We start from the raw sequence: 16,750 nt of genomic DNA on the forward strand, positions 1-16,750 counted from the left end.
GATTTTGGAATAAAAAAAGCAACCTCGCGCTGCCGCAGGTTGCTGTTGTTGGCCGCACTACTTCGACCATGCCCAAAACCTAGCAAACAACCGTCACGCAGTCAAGGACTATTTTCCTATTTCGGGTAATTTTTCTTATTCTGGCTCTTCGGTTGGATCAAAATCGGGCCAGCCGACGATGTGGTCTTCCCAGTCTTCCTCGCGCACTTTGGCTTCAGAAATGGATCGCCCTTTAACGGAAATGCCTGCATCTACAACGGTTTGCTTGTCGCCGGAAACCAGTGGGTGCCACCAGGCCAGGCCCTTACCTTCAGACAGACGGCGATACGCACAGGTCACTGGCATCCAACTGATCTCTGGCACATTTTTGGGCGTCAATTTGATACAGTCTGGCACACGTGTCTGCCTATTTGCGTAGTCCGTGCAACCGCAGGTATCTTCATTCATCAGCGAGCAATGCACGTCGGAAGTGACGATTTGACCAGTGTCTTCATCTTCCAATTTGATCAGGCAACAGCGCGCGCAGCCATCGCACAAAGATTCCCATTCAGAATCTGTCATCTCGTTTAGCGATTTTTCTTCCCAAAAATTCATTGTAAATCGCCTTGTTTAAGCCGAGAAATTGCGCCATCAATTGTATCAATGATGGCATAATGCACTTAGTGTTAAGGCTCAAGGCCTTAATCCAAGGTTCACGCGTGGCGACTGTAGGGAAAACTGTGTCGGATCCATTCTACCAAAAGAAAAAGGGGCGGAGAACTTCAAGATTTATTCGTCTTGATTCTTGGCTGGATTCCTCGCTTTACGAGACATTTCAAGCGATTGGCCACGGCTATCAACGCTTCGGCGATTTTATGTCGATATTTCGGGTCACCGGGTTCAGACGTTTCTTGGTCGAAGTCATATCCGACGGTCTGACATTTTTTGCCATGGGTCTTGTGCTGATGACAGCCCTTGCGCTGCCTTCGTTTCAGGTTACCGCTAGCGGCGAATTTAATCAGGTTGATGATTATGCCATTACGTTTCTTGACCGTTATGGCAACGAAATAGGTCGACGCGGCATTCGAACAGACGACAGCATTGAGCTTGCGACTTTGCCGGACTATTTAATCAACGCTACGCTGGCGACCGAAGATCGTCGGTTCTACGAGCATTTCGGCATTGATATAATGGGCATAAGTCGCGCAATGGTCACCAACGCGCGCGCCCAATCGTTTGTTGAAGGCGGCAGCACGATTACCCAACAGTTGGCCAAAAATCTGTTCTTGTCTTCAGAAAAGACCATAACACGCAAATTGCACGAAGCATTTTTGGCACTTTGGCTGGAGACACATTACAGCAAGGACGAAATCCTCAAACTCTATTTTGACCGTGCCTATATGGGCGGCGGAAACTTTGGTGTTGCTGCAGCCGCTGAATATTACTTTGGCAAAAAAGTGCAGAATATTTCGCTTGCGGAAGCATCTATGTTGGCTGGCCTTTTTAAGGCGCCCACCAAATACGCTCCACACGTTGATTTGGCCGCAGCGCGAGGTCGGGCGAATGACGTTTTGACCAATATGGTGCAAGCTGGCTTTATGACCGAAGGCCAAGTTACCGCTGCGCGCCTCTCGCCGGCCGCCGCTATCGAACGGTTTGAAAATGTAGAATCGCCAAACTACTTCTTGGATTGGGCCTTTGGCGAAGTCAAAACCATTATCAAAGACTATCCAATCGGCACCGCTTTCGTCGTGCGCACAACGGTCGATCCTGTGCTGCAAAAACACGCTGAGAATTCCATATCTTCGATTTTGCGAGAAGAAGGCGAAGCTTTCAACGTGCAACAGGGCGCGATGGTAGTTTTGGAGCCAAGCGGCGCTGTGCGAGCAATGGTTGGGGGGAAAGACTATGGTAAGAGCCAATTCAACCGCGCCACCAGCCCAACGCGCCAGCCCGGCTCGTCCTTCAAACCTTTTGTATATGCAACAGCATTGGAAACGGGCAAGTTCCGCCCCAATACTGTAATCACAGACGCACCGATTTGCATTGGCGATTGGTGCCCGAAGAATTATGGGCGATCCTACGCGGGGCGGGTAACGCTAAAAAGCGCTTTAGCGCGCTCTATCAACACAGTCCCCGTGCGTTTGTCTCAAGCCACAGGCAGACAACCCATCGCCGACCTTGCGCACAAGATGGGCATTCAGAACTCGTTTCCAGTTACCCGTTCTTTGGCGCTTGGTGTAATCTCAGTCAGCGTTTTGGACATGGCATCGTCTTATGCCGTTTTTGCCAACGGCGGTTACAAAGCCAAGGCGTTTGGCATAAGCCGTATCACAACCTTGCGCGGAGACGTTGTCTTTGACGCGAAAAAAGACATCGCTCAAGAACGGATTTTGCAGACCGAGACCGTTGCTGGGATCAACGAAATGCTGCGCGCAGTGGTGACGTCTGGCACGGGCCGTCGCGCTGACGTCCCCGGAACCCCTGCGTCTGGCAAAACTGGTACAACCCAATCCTATCGCGATGCATGGTTTGCCGGTTACACGGGCAACTATGTTGCCGCGGTTTGGTATGGCAACGATGACTACACCAAAACCAACAATTTGACAGGTGGTCGCTTGCCGGCACAGACTTGGCAAAAGTTTATGGTCTATGCTCATTCAAATATAAAGGTTGCCAACCTTATTGGCGCTGATTTTAACAATATTGCTGTTGAGGTAAGCACCGAACAAAATGGCGATGACCAAAGCCCACAGCTTGTCCGGCCGCCAACTCTCACACCTGATGCAGGTGAGAAGTTGCGAAAACTCGAACGTAAACTAGAAGATCTTTTGCTTGTGTTCGACCGTGCGCCGACAGCTGAAAATACCAATCCACCACTCCAATCTCCATTAGGTTGATCATTGATGCGCAACGCCTCATACATCCTCTTCACGCTATTCGTGGCTTTGCTGGTTGGTTTCGGTTCCGCCTTTTTTATGCTGGAAAACGGCAGAAGAATTACCGCTCAACAATATGGTGCATGGATTGGCTGGGTAAACGCGGGCGGTGCGGACACAGACCCCTACCACAAGGCAGGACTGGCACGCACCGGAGCACTTCAGCTTGGTCGCGCTGAAGGCCTCGTGTTTAGTGCAAGCCAAGACGACAATGGTGATCGACTAGATGGAAAATGCAGTTACTTGATATCGGGTAGCACACCTAGGGCGTCTATTTGGACACTCAGAGCGACAGAGGTGACATCCAACGATCCCACCATTAAAACGCCGAATTACCTCACCAGTTTACAAGTTAATCGTCATCCAGATGGTGGTTTTGATATTATTGCTGCTCCACAAGCGCAACCAGGCAATTGGTTGAACACAATGGACATAGGCAAAATGAAGTTCACCCTTAGCTTCTACGACACAAATGCTTTTTTGGTTGTCGGGCATGAAAGCGTGGTGTTGCCGACTGTCCAGAAGGTAAGCTGTTCATGATCCGCTTTTTTACTCACTTGTTCGCCGGCATCGTTTTGGGTGGCATCATCCATATAAGTGTCATTCTGATCATGCCTTTAATGTCCACACACAATGCTTGGACAACGATTTCTCGCTTTGCGCAGCCTGAAGGAATTAGCGTGATAGATTCGCAATCACTTGCTTTGCGGGCGCAACTAGATTTAGACCCAGCGTTCTCTTATGCAGTTTGCCAAGTGGATTTGAGCAATGGGCCGATTGAACTGAGCGGGGCCATGCCCGCCTATTTTTGGACGGCAGCGCTGATTGGGCAGGATGGTACTGTTCCCTATTCAACCAACAGCAGAACCAACAACAATCGTGACCTTAAAATCGGCATTTTCACAGAAGATCAATCACGTGCACTGATTAGCGAGGGAACTGACATCGACCCCGCTTTGCAGATCGTCCGGGTTCAGACAGAACAAATAACAGCAATCATCCGAATTATCCCCCCGCACCTCGCATTGGTACCAACCATGGAAGAGCAAATAAGCGCATTGAAATGCTCGTCTCTGTAGATGGCATATTGAATTTCAGGTCATTTTAGAAATTCTTCGGCGTCTTCTTTGATTTCATCCTGTTTTGAGTATCTTGAACTCAGCAATGGGAATTCTTTGTCGTGGTTGTAGCTTTCTTCCGCAAACGGGTCGCAGAACTCGCCGTTTTTGGCGCGCCCCACAAGCACAGCAAATCGGTTGAGATATTCATTTACGGTGTGAGCTTCTTCGTGCGGTGTTTCTACAAGCAATCTGTTGAGCGCCACATCATATGATTTGTAACGATAGTCGACTGCACGCGCGAACCAAGTGATGTAGTTTTTGTTTTCGTATTCGCGGGCGACAACCTGTTGTTTCACCGCATCATTATTTGCATAGAGCCCACTCAACGCCACCTGCCGGCGCCGTTCAATCTCCATGACATGGCAAATTGAAGCGAATGCGCCTGGAATGGTTTCCACATCATCGTAAATGTCTTGGGAGAGTTGCAAATAGCGCCCACGGGAAGACGCAAACTCATTCAAGCGCAAATGCCGATAATAGCGATCGGTGCGGAAATTCAGATCAACGGGTTTGCTTAATCTGGTTCGCTGCATTTCCACAGAGTGATCAAACATCCAATCTTGTGCGCTGTTTGTGACAAGGAAACGCCAAACTCTATTGCGCATATCCTTTTCCTCGTTGGTGAGGTTAAACAGCGAAACAGGTTCTTCTCGTCCGTTCGCTGCCAACGCCCCAACCCTTGGCAATATCTCATCGTGTAAAACGTCAGATTGGGCACGACCAAAATCGCCCACAGGACGCGCGCACGCAGCGACCCCGAAGACGACGCAAAGCAATGTGGCCACTTTTATGAAATCAGCGATGCTTTTTCCAACCCTTGCTGTTTCTGGGCAAAGGCGCCTGCTTGCTGCTCTCTCTCTCATACCGTACTCCAGGAAAAATAACTACGTTGCCGACTTTGACGTCATTCGACCTGTTCGGGCGTGGTCTGCTGCTTTTAATGTATGGCACAATCTTCCCCATAATTGACCTCGCGAATTGGGGTTTATGCGATAATTCTGTTCACAAGCGATACGTTGCCGCCAATCACAATTGAAATTGCTGTTAGAAACCCATTAAGAAATCGTCAAGGTTAACAGTCTGCTAACGAATTGGATGAATAGTGCATTTATTGATTTGTTTTGAACCAATTTCGTGATTCTGGGCGGTTATGATCGGCTTTCAACCATACGAGACATTCCAACTCCTGATTGAAACAGGAGGTATTGATCGCGCCAACACATTATTGGTGGCTGCGTGCGATGCATATTCACGTCGCCCAAAGCCTATGCCAACCGAGCGCATGCAGTTTGAAGCGCTGGCACAACGCCTGTTTCCGACCGCGTCGCAGACCGCTCGCGCACGTGCCGCTGCAAAACTTGCGCGCTCACCCCACCTTTCTCCCATTTTAGAGAACTTGGTGGTTGAAAATATTGGTGACGAATTGGCCAGTTTTCTTGAAAACAACGAATCTGTTTCTGAAGAGCTTTTGCTCAATATTGTTGAGGGCGGCGACGTCGATAAGGTTGCTTTGGTTGCTAAACGCAAAGACCTGACGAAAAAGCTTGTCGGCAAGATCTTTCCCGTCAACAGCCGCAAGGTCTATCGCGCACTTTCTGAGAATCGATCCATTCATTTCTCCGGGCCCTATCTTCGTGCCATCAGCAAAGCGGCTGCAATGGATCAATCCATTGCCCATGCTTTGGCCGCAAGAGAAGACTTCGATAAAGCCTACTTGTTGCCTGCGTTTTTTGATCTGAAAGAGGAAGACCGCATTGAGGTTTTAAGAGCTTTTCAAGATCGGAAAATTCCGCGTACAAAAATGCACCGGACCTATGAGCATATATCAGTTGCCACCGCTGAGTTCACGCAGGCAATGATGAAGCTCTTGTCAAAGAATAGACGCCCAGAAGTTACCCGGCTTTTGACTCAAATCACAGGGCTTGATGAAGTTCGCTGTGGTGAAATCGCCCATGATGTCAGCGGTGCAGCGCTATTTGTCGTGCTGCGCGCATTCGGGTGTAATGAATATGATGGGCTTAAGGTGCTCATTCATGCAACGGCTCATGACCGCAATAGTTCAAGTGCACTTGCTCAATATACGCGACTATTCAAACAGATAGAGCCAAGTGCAATGGTGTTTGCGATGTCCGTTTGGCGCGGTGATGCCGAAATCTCTGCGCTGGCACGTGAGGCTTCTTCAGCGCCAATCTCGCACGAACCAGTTGCGCCTTACAGCAGACGTACGCCAACTCTTGATAAAGCAGCAGATAGTGCAACAGATGCCGTGGAACGCGCAATGCAAGCTGTTCAAAAGCTTCGCAATAACAAAGCCTCTTAATTCAAGCTGACTATTTTTAAACCCAGATCCGCTTTTCGTGTTTCGATTGAAACAACCCAAAAGTCAGGATCATACTCGACCTCTTTCGCCAAACGGCTTTGGACTGTTTGTCCATCCCCCGCTTCCACTCGGGCTATAAACTCTTTTTCTGTTGCATCAGGGTTTGCAGGTGCCGGGGCCAACAGGGTGTGTCTTCCATCCAAATGATCAATTTCAATCCAAATTTGGCCTGCATCCTTGTCACCCTTTCGCGACACGACGCAAAAATCACCCACGCTGTTCAACCGCCGGACAAGCGCCGCCACCCATAGTTCAGAGCGCAATCGTGACATGACTAAAACTTCGCGTTTGCGGCCTTGAGCATATCCAACAACTCAGGGGTTATTTTTCCCGTTTGGTCGTAGTTGTAAAAAGTCTCAAACTTGCGGATCGCAGTCGCAGTGGCCTCACCTTGTATGCCATCTACTTTCCCCACATCGTAACCCAATGAGTTTAGGCCCGCCTGGACTTTTGCTACCAATTCGCTTGGAACGGGGGAAGATGATGCCTGAGTTGCATCAGTGGTTGCTTGTTGCGCGATATTGAGCAGCGGATCAGCATTGCTCACTGGCGTTACTTTTGGCGCAGCAAAAGGCACAGCAACGCGTCCAGAGTTTAAGATGCTAACTAGATCATCACTGATTGCGCCGGTTGCGGTCAGCCCGTTTTCCACTTCAAACTCGCGAATGGCGGCTGCGGTTTTTGGCCCGTAATAGCCGTCAACCTTTTGCTTAAAATAGCCGAGTTCAAAAAGCTTAGATTGCACGAAAAATGCAGTTGGATTGCCTGTCACAGGACCAAAGGACGCCGCTGGTGCCGGTGTCGGCATCGGTTGGTTGGCAACCTCTGTTACGGTGTTTGTACGTTGGGGCGGCACGAATTCAATGGGGGCGACCGTTTGCTCCACGGGAGTTGACGATGTGGAGAAAAGCGGGGCCGGATGTCCGTTTTCTTGAAAATATAAGGCATTCGTTGCCGCCCACCCAAGTGAGGTGCACATTGCAAAAGCAAAAATCGTGTTGCCTGGGGACTTTGCCATCAATTTCCAAACTGGCAACAGAATTCCCATTTTCAACTGCGGCATTTTCATCCCCGACTGCTGTTCCACACTAGCATAATCTACCATTTCAATTCACCCTGAACCTAACCCGCTTTTGTGCGTGTGCGCTGCAATTGTTTGCGCTCTTCTTCTACAAAACGTTTGTCGCTCAACTCTTCCAACACAACATGCTCTTGCAACGATACCGGGCCATCTATTGGTAGGTTGATTGAAAACTGAGTGCCCTCACCCAGCTTTGACTTGATCAAAACATCCCCACCGTGCAATTCGGTTAGGCCGCGTACGATCGACAACCCTAGTCCCGTGCCTTCATACTGCCTGTTCAGTCCGTTTTGCGCTTGAAAGAATGGTTCTCCAAGCCGTGCAACGTCTTCAGGTGCCACGCCAACACCATGGTCGATAACGCGCAACGCGACCTTGGTTCCGCTCAGACGAATTTGCAGTATGACTTTCGCATTCTCCGGGCTAAATTTGATTGCATTCGACAAAAGATTGATCAGCACTTGGCGACAGGCACGTTCATCAGCTGTCAGCATTGGCAAGTGCTTGCCAACGTCGGCGACCAGTTCAATGTTTTTCTTGTCGGCCGCATTTTTTACAATCGCGAAACAAGGTTCAACAAGCGCCTGAGGGTCGAACCGATCAGTTGAAATCTCAAACTTGCCGGCTTCAAGTTTTGACATATCCAACAGCATTGACACCGTGTCGAGCAAATGATGCCCAGACTGCTTGATCAACTCAGCATATTCCAAATGATCCGGAGACAATTCACCACCAATATTGTTGATCATCATATCTGAGAAACCAACAACAGCATTAAGCGGTGTGCGCAATTCATGACCAATCGTCGCCAAGAAGCGCGACTTGGCTTCACTTGCCGATTCCGCAACTTTTTTGGCTTCTTCCAAATCTACTTCTTGTTGTTTGCGTGAAGAGATGTTGCGCATAATGGCAATCACTTCAGCTCGCCCATCATCATTCAATCGGTCATGAACCGCGGAAAACGCAACTTCGACCCAAACAAACTCAGAACGCTCTTCCCGCTCGCAACGAATTCTTACATCGATCGACTTGGGCTTACCTTTATGGCTAACATCACCGATTGTTTTCATGTAGTTGGGTCGATCCAACACATGCACGCGATCGAGCAGGCCAGAACCTGAAAGCTCATAACGTTTGCAGCCGAATAGTGCTTCGGATGTGTGCGACAAGTAAATCAGCCTGCCATCAGCCGAATAGCGCGCCACCGCATCGCGAACGCTTTCAACCAAGCTTCTAAATGCCCGAATTTGAAGATGGTCATTGGCAACAAATGCTCGTTTTGATTCGACCAAGGTCGCTACAAACAACGAAAAGCCCATCGCAAATGCAGCAGTAGAGTAAATTGCGCCACCACCATGGGTTGCTGCAAATTCAAACTCTAACGCAGATGAATAGACCAGAAACTGCATAACCAGCGAAACTGCGCCAAAGCCGGAAGCGGCGATGAGCGTGGAACGTCGTCCAAAGAAATTGGCAGAGATAACAGCCAAGACCACCAGCGAAATACCTGCGACTGTCGTGCTTGGATCAAGGAGTGCACAAACTAGTGCCACCAAGCAAAGCCCTGCGGAATGAATATGTACGCGCGCTTCGATTGGCAAGGTCTTGGCCAACATACCTGTTGTGCCGAACCAGGCGGCAAGAATGGCAAAAACAGTTGCCGTGGCCCCGTTTCCGACGAAAAACATAAGTGCAACAATCGGCAGCACCGCAAGTGCCAACGCAATGCTCGCGCGTGCGCTCACATCCAGTGACCGCGCACGGCTGTTTCCAGGGTCGTTGCCGCCCTTTGCTGAGTTGGTCGTGTCGGCATGGTCTAAAAGTGCCGCCAAAGGATTACGCATTACAAACTATCACTCAACTTGCGAATTTCTGTTGGGGCCAATTTCTCACGCAAGAAGCTAAGACAGCCTTAAATGGAGACCTTTCTAAGTGGATCTGAATGTGGTTTCTCTAGCTGTGGTAAACAAATGCTTTTCAAAGCAAAAATGCAGTTAGATAAAATTTTAGCGAAATTTGGCACCTCGATTTCACAGTTTGTGGCTAGGTTGATCTCAACGAAAAAATTGTGGTCAAAGATTGTGTTTTTAATACGTTGCATATTTTGGTTGGGCGTTGGGTTCATGGTGATCAAACCATTTGCGTTTGATCAGACGACCGCTGCGGCAATAGCGGACGATGCCATGAAACGAGGGTCTGGAATGGCCATTGAACAAGCGCAAAATTTGGAATGCGCTGAAAGCATCTGCCAAACGATTAAAGTAGCGGCGCTTGTTACGTCTGTGACCTCGAACAAGAACAAGCCAATGACATGGGCAACCGCCAATAATGAGCTGGCGCCAACACCACCGCCCCGCCCGGTCTGGCTAAACTGAACCACAAAGACCGCATCACTTCCCCGATGCTACTCCAAGTGCGGTCTAATACCTGAGCCGACAACATCTCCCCGGTGTTGCGGCTCTTTTTTTGCGTGGAGAATTCAGCGATCTTGTACTAGAAGGGTGCAAACTTTGCTCCGGAGGCCCGAAATGAATTTTGACGAAATTAAAGAGAGCTTGTCGTTTCTTGACGACTGGGAGGATCGCTATAAATTTGTCATTGATTTGGGTGGTGAGCTGCCGAGTTTGGCCGATAGTGAAAAAACCAGCGCTAACAAAGTTCAAGGCTGCGTGTCGCAAGTCTGGTTGGTGGTTGACCGGCACGATGATTCCTCACTTGTATTCCGCGGTGACAGTGATGCGATGATTGTAAAGGGATTGGTCGCCATTGTTGTTTCGCTATTTTCAAACAAGACACCGCAGGCGGTCATCGACACTCCAGCCCAAGAAATTCTTGAAGGTTTAGGACTAAGTGAACACCTCACCTCACAACGTGCAAATGGTCTGCGCTCAATGATAGATCGCGTATATGCAGAAGCTCGAGCGCATTTATAAAGGGATGCAGCACCTTTTGCGGTTCACTGCTTTATTTGCGTAAACAATCCTGCCCTTCCGCGGCTGCACCAATCTTCCAGAATTCGGCGGCATGGTCCAAACCCATGCGCAAAACCAATTTGGCACTACGCCTGGGCCAACTGCGTTCGAATTCCACCTGCTGCAACCCCTTATCGTAGCCACAAATATCAACCACAACGCCTGCGCAATCTTTGGGTAGTTGTGTGATTAATTGGTTTAGCCGTTTTCGGCAATCGATGGCCATGTCAGACAAATCGGTTGCCCCATTGCCCAAAAATTGACTAGATTGACGCAAGACGGATAGATTTTGGGTAACAGATTGTCGCAACTGACCTTTTTCAATAAGAGCCGAAACACGGTTGGCAACCAAAACATGATGCGCGGCTAGAAACGCTTGTTCTTCGCCTTTAGATTTCCTGGACAAACGCACAATGGTATCATTCGCGCTTTTTACCGGCTTTTGGTCCATGACTTGAACTCTGGAAACATCTTGCTTGAGCAACGCCAATTGCTGGCGCTTTAGCCAAGAACGTGTTTCATTTGTGCGGGACAAGGTTTGTCCAGTAAGGCAAAGCACCCCCTGCGATATTAATTCCTTCACTTGGTTGGTTGGCAGCGAACACTGTTTCTTAGCCGACACCAATGTTGTTTCTTTGTCAGAGACCTCTTGTCGTGCCCCATTCAATATCATGCCCACAAACTTCATTTGACGACGCAATTGTTTCATAGCGTCGACCGGCCAGCGTAGGCAGTTTGATTTGTCGCCGCAAAATTCAACACAGCTTCCAGCGAATTTAGGGCGCTATCAAAATTTGCATCATCACGCATGTCCTCGATACGACCGCAGGCGTGCGACACAGTCGTACGATCACGCTTAAATAGCTGCCCTGTTCTTGTTAGCGAATACCCCAGGGCCACATGCACCATATACATTGCCAATTGCCTTGCCAGGGCAACATGGGCCTGGCTACGTGACGATGTGAGGATATCTTCAGGGGAAACGCCCTGTATGGCAGCAACAAGGTTTACCGCCAACCCAATGTCCGTTCTGCAACTCTTGCTTGTCCGTACTGAAAATGTGGCCAAATTGTACTTAGTATGCTTGTGCGAATGAGTGTCTAAAGTATGCATATTCATAAACGCCTTTGTGATAGGTATATATTCCTATAACGCGTTTGTACTGCGGCGGGGATAAATCTGTCATCTCGTTTTTTATTAAAATTTTATAATATAAGGATCTTTTTGTTATCCACGCTTGTCAATTCAACTTGTGATTGAATCAAAAAGGGACGTCGAAAAGACGCCCCTTTGAATTTTTTCCTACGTTTTGACGAAGCTATTTTCCGGCTTTGCGTCCAAGACCCATTTCACGCGCCAATCGTGAGCGAGCGGCTGCATAGTTTGGGGCAACCATAGGGTAATCGGCTGGCAAGTTCCATTTGTCTCTGTAGTCTTCAGGCGACAAATCGTAATGCGTGCGTAGGTGACGTTTCAACGATTTGAATTTTTTTCCATCTTCTAAACAAATGATATAATCGGGAGTGATTGATTTCTTAACTGAAACGGCTGGTTTGCGGGTTTCTTGTGCTGGCAACACATCCTTTGCAGTCAAAGAGTACAAAGTGCTGTGCACATCCACAATTAGCTTAGGAAGATCCGTTTGGCTAATAGCGTTATTGCTGACATACGCACTTACAATTTCAGTGCATAGCTCAATTACTTCGTTGTTGTTTTCACTTTGCTTAGCTGCGGGCTGTTCCACGTTTTAATACCAATCGTTCGACATATATTTACAAACAAGACATCAATGCTTATTCAATTGCGGTACTAGAATGAATGTCACCAACAATCAAGGCGTAATTGAGGTCAAATAGAAATCTGTCATCAATTTGAATTGAACTGATGACTACTTCTTTTTTTCAAGATCATTTACATGCATTTCGTCCAAAGGGCGATAACCTGCTGCATAAGCTGCTTTGGCCAGCAAGTGTGCAGAAATAGGTGCTGTGAGCAAAAAGAACACAAAACCCGCCAATGCGCGCATGGATACCGATCCATCCATTGCAAAAACAGCGATTGCAATAAGGGCCAAGCCAGAACCGAGCGTACCCGCCTTTGATGCAGCATGCATGCGCGTGTAAAGGTCGGGCAACCTAAGAATGCCAATCGCGGCTGCAAGACTAAAGAATGCACCAACGATCAGCAACGCGCCTGCGACATAGGCTAGAATATCCACAAGCATTGGCGTTACTCCGTTTCCGATTGATTGGCTTTAATCTGCCAGCGCTGCAAAATGTAACGGGCAAACGCGACCGTTGCGAGGAAACCGACTAGCCCCAAAGAAATGGCAATATCCAAATAAAGCATAAAGCCTGTTTTGATGGCGATAACGGCGATGAAACCAATCCCTACAGATACCAGCATATCAAGCGCCAAAACGCGGTCAGGCAATGTTGGACCACGTACGATCCGAACGATCACCAATAACAGGGCCAGCGTGAGCAGAACAAATGAGATGGCTATGGCTGCATCTAAGAATACTAATCCACTCATTGTTCAAACACCTCAATAATTTTGGCTTCGAACCCTGTCGAAATATCCTTGATCAACGCGCGCTTATTGGGTGCGGAAATAGCGTGAACGTACAGAACCGATCTATCCTCTGAAACATCGACACTAAGGGTACCAGGGGTCAGGGTAATTAGGTTTGCCAGCAAGGTAATTTCCATGTCGGACTTTACCTTCAAGGGGAATGCGATGATGGCAGGTTCAAGCTTCTTCTTCATATTAGGTGATAAAACCAACGCCATTACTTTGACAGAGCTAAGCACCAACTCATAAAGGAACAACAATGCAAGGGCGATGACCTTTGGCACTTTTGAAAGAAACTTTGGTTTGGCGATTTGCAGGCGAATAACCCAAAGCGACAAAATACCAATGAGACCACCCAATAGTAGGTTGCCTAAACTGAACGTGCCGGTAATGGCGGCCCAGGTTATTGCCAAAACGACAGCAACGGCGAGAAAGGTCATTGTGCATTTTCCCCAAAGACTGAAGTGATATAGTTGGGCGAGAATATGGTGACGCTCTTGGCAGATTCAAAACCCGCTTGAATGTATAACGAGGGCCAAAGACCAACCACAACGATTATGCCAACCAATGCCATTGTTGGCAACAAACCCCACACAAAGCCTCTTCTGTCCAACGGCTTAATATTGGCGTTAGGAATTTCAGACTGCTTGCCTTCCCGCCCGTTGCGCCAGAAAATATGTGCCCACAAGCGTGATCCGGCAATGGAGGTCAAAAGTGAATTTAGCAAGAGAGCGCCAATGACCCACCAGTGATAGACGGCCAACGGATCTTTTTGCGTTGTGAGGCTTATCCCGGCTTGCAGCAGCGTTAATTTCGGCCAAAATCCAAGGAATGGTGGAAGCCCTGCGGCAGCAAAAACAAGGATGAGAAACAATATTGATAAAGGCGAACTGGCTTTATAGAGCCCGCCAAGATGACGAATATCAGAAGTGCCTCCCATTCGCTCCACCAGCCCAACGGCCAAATAGAGAGCGGTCATGGTCAGCATCGAATGAACAGCATAAAGACTTGCGCCTGCAATGCCATAGGGGGTGCCAAAAGCAAGCCCCGCAAGCATGGCGCCAATGCCACCCATCACCAAAAAACCAAGTGCACGACGCGCGTTGGTTTGGGCCAGCGCGCCAAGCGGCGACAAAACCAAGGTCAGCACAGCAACAACCATAAATGCGATTTGCAGCTGAGCGTGGGATTGCGGGATCAACATCAAGTGTACCCGCAAAAGTCCGTAGATGCCCACTTTTGTCAACAAGCCAGCAAACAGGGCAGATACCGCTGGGTCTGGCGCATGGTAAGATGCAGGCAGCCAGCTATTCACCGGAAACACTGCGGCTTTCATGGCGAATGCTAGGAAGAACAGCGCGGCAACCGACGCAATGGCACCGTTTTCCACAAGCGGGGCTTTGACCATAATATCAGCCATGTTGAGCGTGCCCACCAAACCATAAATGTAAGCGATGCCGATCAGAAAGAATGTCGTCGCCAAAAAGTTGATAAAGCCATATTTGATCGCGGCATCAAGTTGAACCTTACGCCCACCAATGACCATCAGGCCAAAAGAGGCGATCAGCATGACCTCAAACCACACGTAAAGATTGAACAAATCACCGGTTAGAAAAGCGCCTGAAACGCCTGTCAAAAGGATCAGCATCAAAGGGTGATAACCGTACTTGGTTTCGCGGTCCTCTACTTCGCTTTGCACGAAGAACAACACCACAATCATCACCACGGTAGATACCAGCGCAAACAGCGCACCCAAACTATCGGCAGTAAAACTGATGCCAAATGGTGGCAACCAGTTCCCCATCGTCATGGTCAGGGTGCCTTTGGTAAAGACGGTTTGGATCAAGCTGAAATTTGCCAACAAAGTTGCCACCAAAATGGCGAACGAAAATGGCGCCTGCCATTCAGTTCTGTTGCGCAGCATCAGAAGAATTGCTGCACCCACCATGGGTAGCACAATCGGCCATACAACTACCCAATCAGCAATTGACGTTGCAACGTCCAGCATTGCTGGGGGGAGGTCTTTCGGTGTAGCTGCGGAGCTTGCCATGTTTTGCTCGTGACCTCTTTGTTAGTAGCTCAATGGTGGTCGAGGGCTGTCTTCAGGCTCGGCCACACGCATTGTGTCAGTATTGTCTGCATTTAGCTCTTGATATGCCCGATAGGTAAGCACCAAAAGGAACGCAAAAAGCGAAAAGCCAATCACGATCGCTGTCAGGATCAAAGCCTGTGGCAGAGGATTAGCGATAGGTTCTAGCGGTTGATATTGACCATTAGGCACAATCGGTGGCACTTCGCGCGTAACGCGGCCAATTGTGAAAATCAACAAGTTCACCGCATTGCCCAGAATAGCAACACCCAGCAACATGCGGATCAAAGAGCGCGACAACAAAAGATAGATTGCGACAGTGAAGAAGAGACCAATCAGAATTGCTAATGCTGTTTCCATTATTTGCCATCCTCATCTTCTTCAAGCGCCAGCGCAATTGTTGAGATCGCCCCCAACACCACAAAATAAACGCCAATATCAAAGAGCATGGGGGTCGATAGTGCCAATTCTGACCCGTCGCCCAAGTCAATAAATAACCACAGTCCCATCAAAAAAGGCACGTCGACGAATGCTGACATCAAACCAGCAATTGCGGCCATTAGTACGCCAAATCCCGCGAAGGTGATGGGGTGAAACACCAGTGCTCTACGCACTTCTGATACGCCTGCCGAGATACCGTAAATAGCGATTGCTGAAGCAGCAATTAGCCCGCCAATAAAACCACCACCGGGTTCATTGTGCCCACGCAGCAACACGAAAATCGAGAACACCACCATTAGCGCGGTTAGGTATGGGGCGATGGTGCGGAAAATGATGGTATTCATGATGCGCTCCTGGCTTTGCTGGCTGCACGTTTTGCGCGCTGCCCTGCAGCTCGTTTTATTGCCCCAATGCCACGCTTTGGACCGCCTGCTCTAAGCCTGATCAGTGCCAAGATTGCGATACCTGCCGTCATGACCACCGAAATTTCGCCCAATGTATCCAAGGCGCGATAATCAACCAGAATAACATTTACGATATTGCGACCATGCGCAATTGGAACGCTGGTTTGAATAAAGAAATCAGTAAGGGTCGTGTCCAAATCAGTACGTAAAACAGCCAGCAACAATGTTGTCAGCCCAATGCCACAAATCAGCGCCAATCCACCATCGCGTATGACTTCTTCAAAAACGCGATTGTCACGCTGGTCCAAGTGCAACTTGGTCATCACCAACGCCAAAATAACAACGGACAGGGTTTCCACCATAAACTGAGTGAAACCCAAGTCGGGCGCGCCGAGTAATAAGAAAATAAGCGCTACGGCAAACCCTTGAATACCGAGCGAAACGATAGCTGTGAGACGATTTTTGGCAAACAGCACCGAAAACAATCCAATCGTACAGATGATGATGATAGCCCATTCATATATGAACAAATCAGGCATAGATGGTATTTGCGGCAACTCTTCTGCGCGGATCAAACCTGTCATCAAGCTAATTGCCAGCGCAATGAAAACGGTAGCAACATAGATTTCCATTGAACCGCTTTGAAGCGCACGCGTCAGACGCGTAGTCCCGCGCACCAAGCCGCTCATGGCCTGATCAAAGCCAAGATCCGGGCCCCAACCGATCGCTTCAAGTATCTTGGCAAGCGCGTCGCGCATTTGGTCAATTTT

21 protein-coding genes are annotated in these 16,750 nt (G+C 48.8%); 6 read left to right on the plus strand and 15 right to left on the minus strand.

Translation table 11 applies throughout. The features are described from left to right. Positions 1–135: 135 nt before the first annotated feature. Positions 136–594 carry a YcgN family cysteine cluster protein gene (locus tag Q0231_RS10665; protein WP_269392315.1) on the minus strand — a complete coding sequence of 153 codons (459 nt, stop codon included), beginning with the start codon at positions 592–594 and terminating at the stop codon, positions 136–138. A 260-nt stretch (positions 595–854) separates the two neighbouring features. On the opposite strand from Q0231_RS10665, the gene Q0231_RS10670 reads away from it, so the two are divergent. The 3 genes from Q0231_RS10670 to Q0231_RS10680 are packed head-to-tail and all read left to right on the plus strand — an operon-like array spanning position 855 to position 3,997. Beyond that, positions 855–2,879, plus strand: a complete 2,025-nt coding sequence (locus Q0231_RS10670; RefSeq protein ID WP_299347662.1) for a transglycosylase domain-containing protein — start codon at positions 855–857, stop codon at positions 2,877–2,879. 6 nt (positions 2,880–2,885) lie between these two features. Next, positions 2,886–3,458: a DUF1214 domain-containing protein gene (locus tag Q0231_RS10675; protein ID WP_269392317.1), complete on the plus strand. Its 573-nt coding sequence runs from the start codon at positions 2,886–2,888 to the stop codon at positions 3,456–3,458. Continuing rightward, positions 3,455–3,997, plus strand: coding sequence for a hypothetical protein (locus Q0231_RS10680; protein WP_299347663.1), 543 nt, complete (start codon positions 3,455–3,457; stop codon positions 3,995–3,997). Before Q0231_RS10675 ends, Q0231_RS10680 begins: the two co-directional genes overlap by 4 nt. A 20-nt stretch (positions 3,998–4,017) precedes the next feature. Here the strand turns inward: Q0231_RS10680 and Q0231_RS10685 are convergent, their stop codons facing one another. Continuing rightward, entirely contained in the window at positions 4,018–4,902 is an 885-nt protein-coding gene (locus Q0231_RS10685) for a hypothetical protein (protein ID WP_269392319.1), read from the minus strand. Positions 4,903–5,189: 287 nt separating this feature from the next. Between Q0231_RS10685 and Q0231_RS10690 the strand changes: the two genes are divergently transcribed. After that, on the plus strand, positions 5,190–6,359 hold the full coding sequence (locus Q0231_RS10690; protein WP_299347664.1) for a DUF2336 domain-containing protein: 1,170 nt from the start codon (positions 5,190–5,192) through the stop codon (positions 6,357–6,359). On the opposite strand, the gene Q0231_RS10695 is transcribed toward Q0231_RS10690, so the two are convergent. From Q0231_RS10695 to Q0231_RS10705, 3 genes are read right to left on the minus strand one after another with little or no spacing between them, the layout of a single operon-like run. Beyond that, on the minus strand, positions 6,356–6,691 hold the full coding sequence (locus Q0231_RS10695) for a DUF1491 family protein (RefSeq protein WP_269392321.1): 336 nt from the start codon (positions 6,689–6,691) through the stop codon (positions 6,356–6,358). The genes Q0231_RS10690 and Q0231_RS10695 overlap by 4 nt on opposite strands. A 2-nt stretch (positions 6,692–6,693) precedes the next feature. Then, positions 6,694–7,482 carry a peptidoglycan-binding protein gene (locus tag Q0231_RS10700; protein ID WP_269392322.1) on the minus strand — a complete coding sequence of 263 codons (789 nt, stop codon included), beginning with the start codon at positions 7,480–7,482 and terminating at the stop codon, positions 6,694–6,696. A gap of 59 nt (positions 7,483–7,541) precedes the next feature. Then, positions 7,542–9,344, minus strand: a complete 1,803-nt coding sequence (locus Q0231_RS10705; protein ID WP_269392323.1) for a PAS domain-containing sensor histidine kinase — start codon at positions 9,342–9,344, stop codon at positions 7,542–7,544. 279 nt (positions 9,345–9,623) lie between these two features. Between Q0231_RS10705 and Q0231_RS10710 the strand changes: the two genes are divergently transcribed. After that, entirely contained in the window at positions 9,624–9,875 is a 252-nt protein-coding gene (locus Q0231_RS10710) for a hypothetical protein (protein WP_299347665.1), read from the plus strand. A gap of 153 nt (positions 9,876–10,028) precedes the next feature. Further along, positions 10,029–10,433 carry a SufE family protein gene (locus Q0231_RS10715; protein ID WP_299347666.1) on the plus strand — a complete coding sequence of 135 codons (405 nt, stop codon included), beginning with the start codon at positions 10,029–10,031 and terminating at the stop codon, positions 10,431–10,433. A gap of 31 nt (positions 10,434–10,464) precedes the next feature. Here the strand turns inward: Q0231_RS10715 and Q0231_RS10720 are convergent, their stop codons facing one another. The 10 genes from Q0231_RS10720 to mbhE all read right to left on the minus strand — a co-directional run. Then, positions 10,465–11,181 carry a DUF6456 domain-containing protein gene (locus Q0231_RS10720; RefSeq protein ID WP_299347667.1) on the minus strand — a complete coding sequence of 239 codons (717 nt, stop codon included), beginning with the start codon at positions 11,179–11,181 and terminating at the stop codon, positions 10,465–10,467. Continuing rightward, the gene (locus tag Q0231_RS10725; protein WP_299347668.1) at positions 11,178–11,585 is read right to left on the minus strand and encodes a helix-turn-helix domain-containing protein; all 408 of its coding nucleotides are present in this window, start codon (positions 11,583–11,585) and stop codon (positions 11,178–11,180) included. The genes Q0231_RS10720 and Q0231_RS10725 overlap by 4 nt, the downstream gene beginning before the upstream one ends. Positions 11,586–11,790: 205 nt before the next feature. After that, positions 11,791–12,216, minus strand: a complete 426-nt coding sequence (locus tag Q0231_RS10730) for a MucR family transcriptional regulator (RefSeq protein ID WP_299347669.1) — start codon at positions 12,214–12,216, stop codon at positions 11,791–11,793. Between the two features lie 144 nt (positions 12,217–12,360). Then, positions 12,361–12,696: a monovalent cation/H(+) antiporter subunit G gene (gene mnhG / locus Q0231_RS10735; protein WP_269392329.1), complete on the minus strand. Its 336-nt coding sequence runs from the start codon at positions 12,694–12,696 to the stop codon at positions 12,361–12,363. Between the two features lie 5 nt (positions 12,697–12,701). Next, entirely contained in the window at positions 12,702–13,007 is a 306-nt protein-coding gene (locus Q0231_RS10740) for a cation:proton antiporter (RefSeq protein ID WP_269392330.1), read from the minus strand. Then, complete coding sequence (locus tag Q0231_RS10745; RefSeq protein ID WP_269392331.1) at positions 13,004–13,486, minus strand: Na+/H+ antiporter subunit E; 483 nt, start codon at positions 13,484–13,486, stop codon at positions 13,004–13,006. The genes Q0231_RS10740 and Q0231_RS10745 overlap by 4 nt, the downstream gene beginning before the upstream one ends. Continuing rightward, positions 13,483–15,096 carry a proton-conducting transporter membrane subunit gene (locus tag Q0231_RS10750; RefSeq protein ID WP_299347670.1) on the minus strand — a complete coding sequence of 538 codons (1,614 nt, stop codon included), beginning with the start codon at positions 15,094–15,096 and terminating at the stop codon, positions 13,483–13,485. Before Q0231_RS10750 ends, Q0231_RS10745 begins: the two co-directional genes overlap by 4 nt. 21 nt (positions 15,097–15,117) lie before the next feature. Further along, positions 15,118–15,495, minus strand: a complete 378-nt coding sequence (locus tag Q0231_RS10755; RefSeq protein ID WP_269392333.1) for a Na+/H+ antiporter subunit C — start codon at positions 15,493–15,495, stop codon at positions 15,118–15,120. After that, positions 15,495–15,920: a Na(+)/H(+) antiporter subunit B gene (locus Q0231_RS10760; protein ID WP_269392334.1), complete on the minus strand. Its 426-nt coding sequence runs from the start codon at positions 15,918–15,920 to the stop codon at positions 15,495–15,497. Before Q0231_RS10760 ends, Q0231_RS10755 begins: the two co-directional genes overlap by 1 nt. Next, on the minus strand, positions 15,917–16,750 hold an 834-nt coding region (mbhE, locus tag Q0231_RS10765), incomplete at its 5' end, for a hydrogen gas-evolving membrane-bound hydrogenase subunit E (RefSeq protein WP_299347671.1). The genes mbhE and Q0231_RS10760, both read right to left, overlap by 4 nt.

The organism is uncultured Maritalea sp. (assembly GCF_937139385.1).
GTDB lineage: Bacteria > Pseudomonadota > Alphaproteobacteria > Rhizobiales > Devosiaceae > Maritalea > Maritalea porphyrae_A.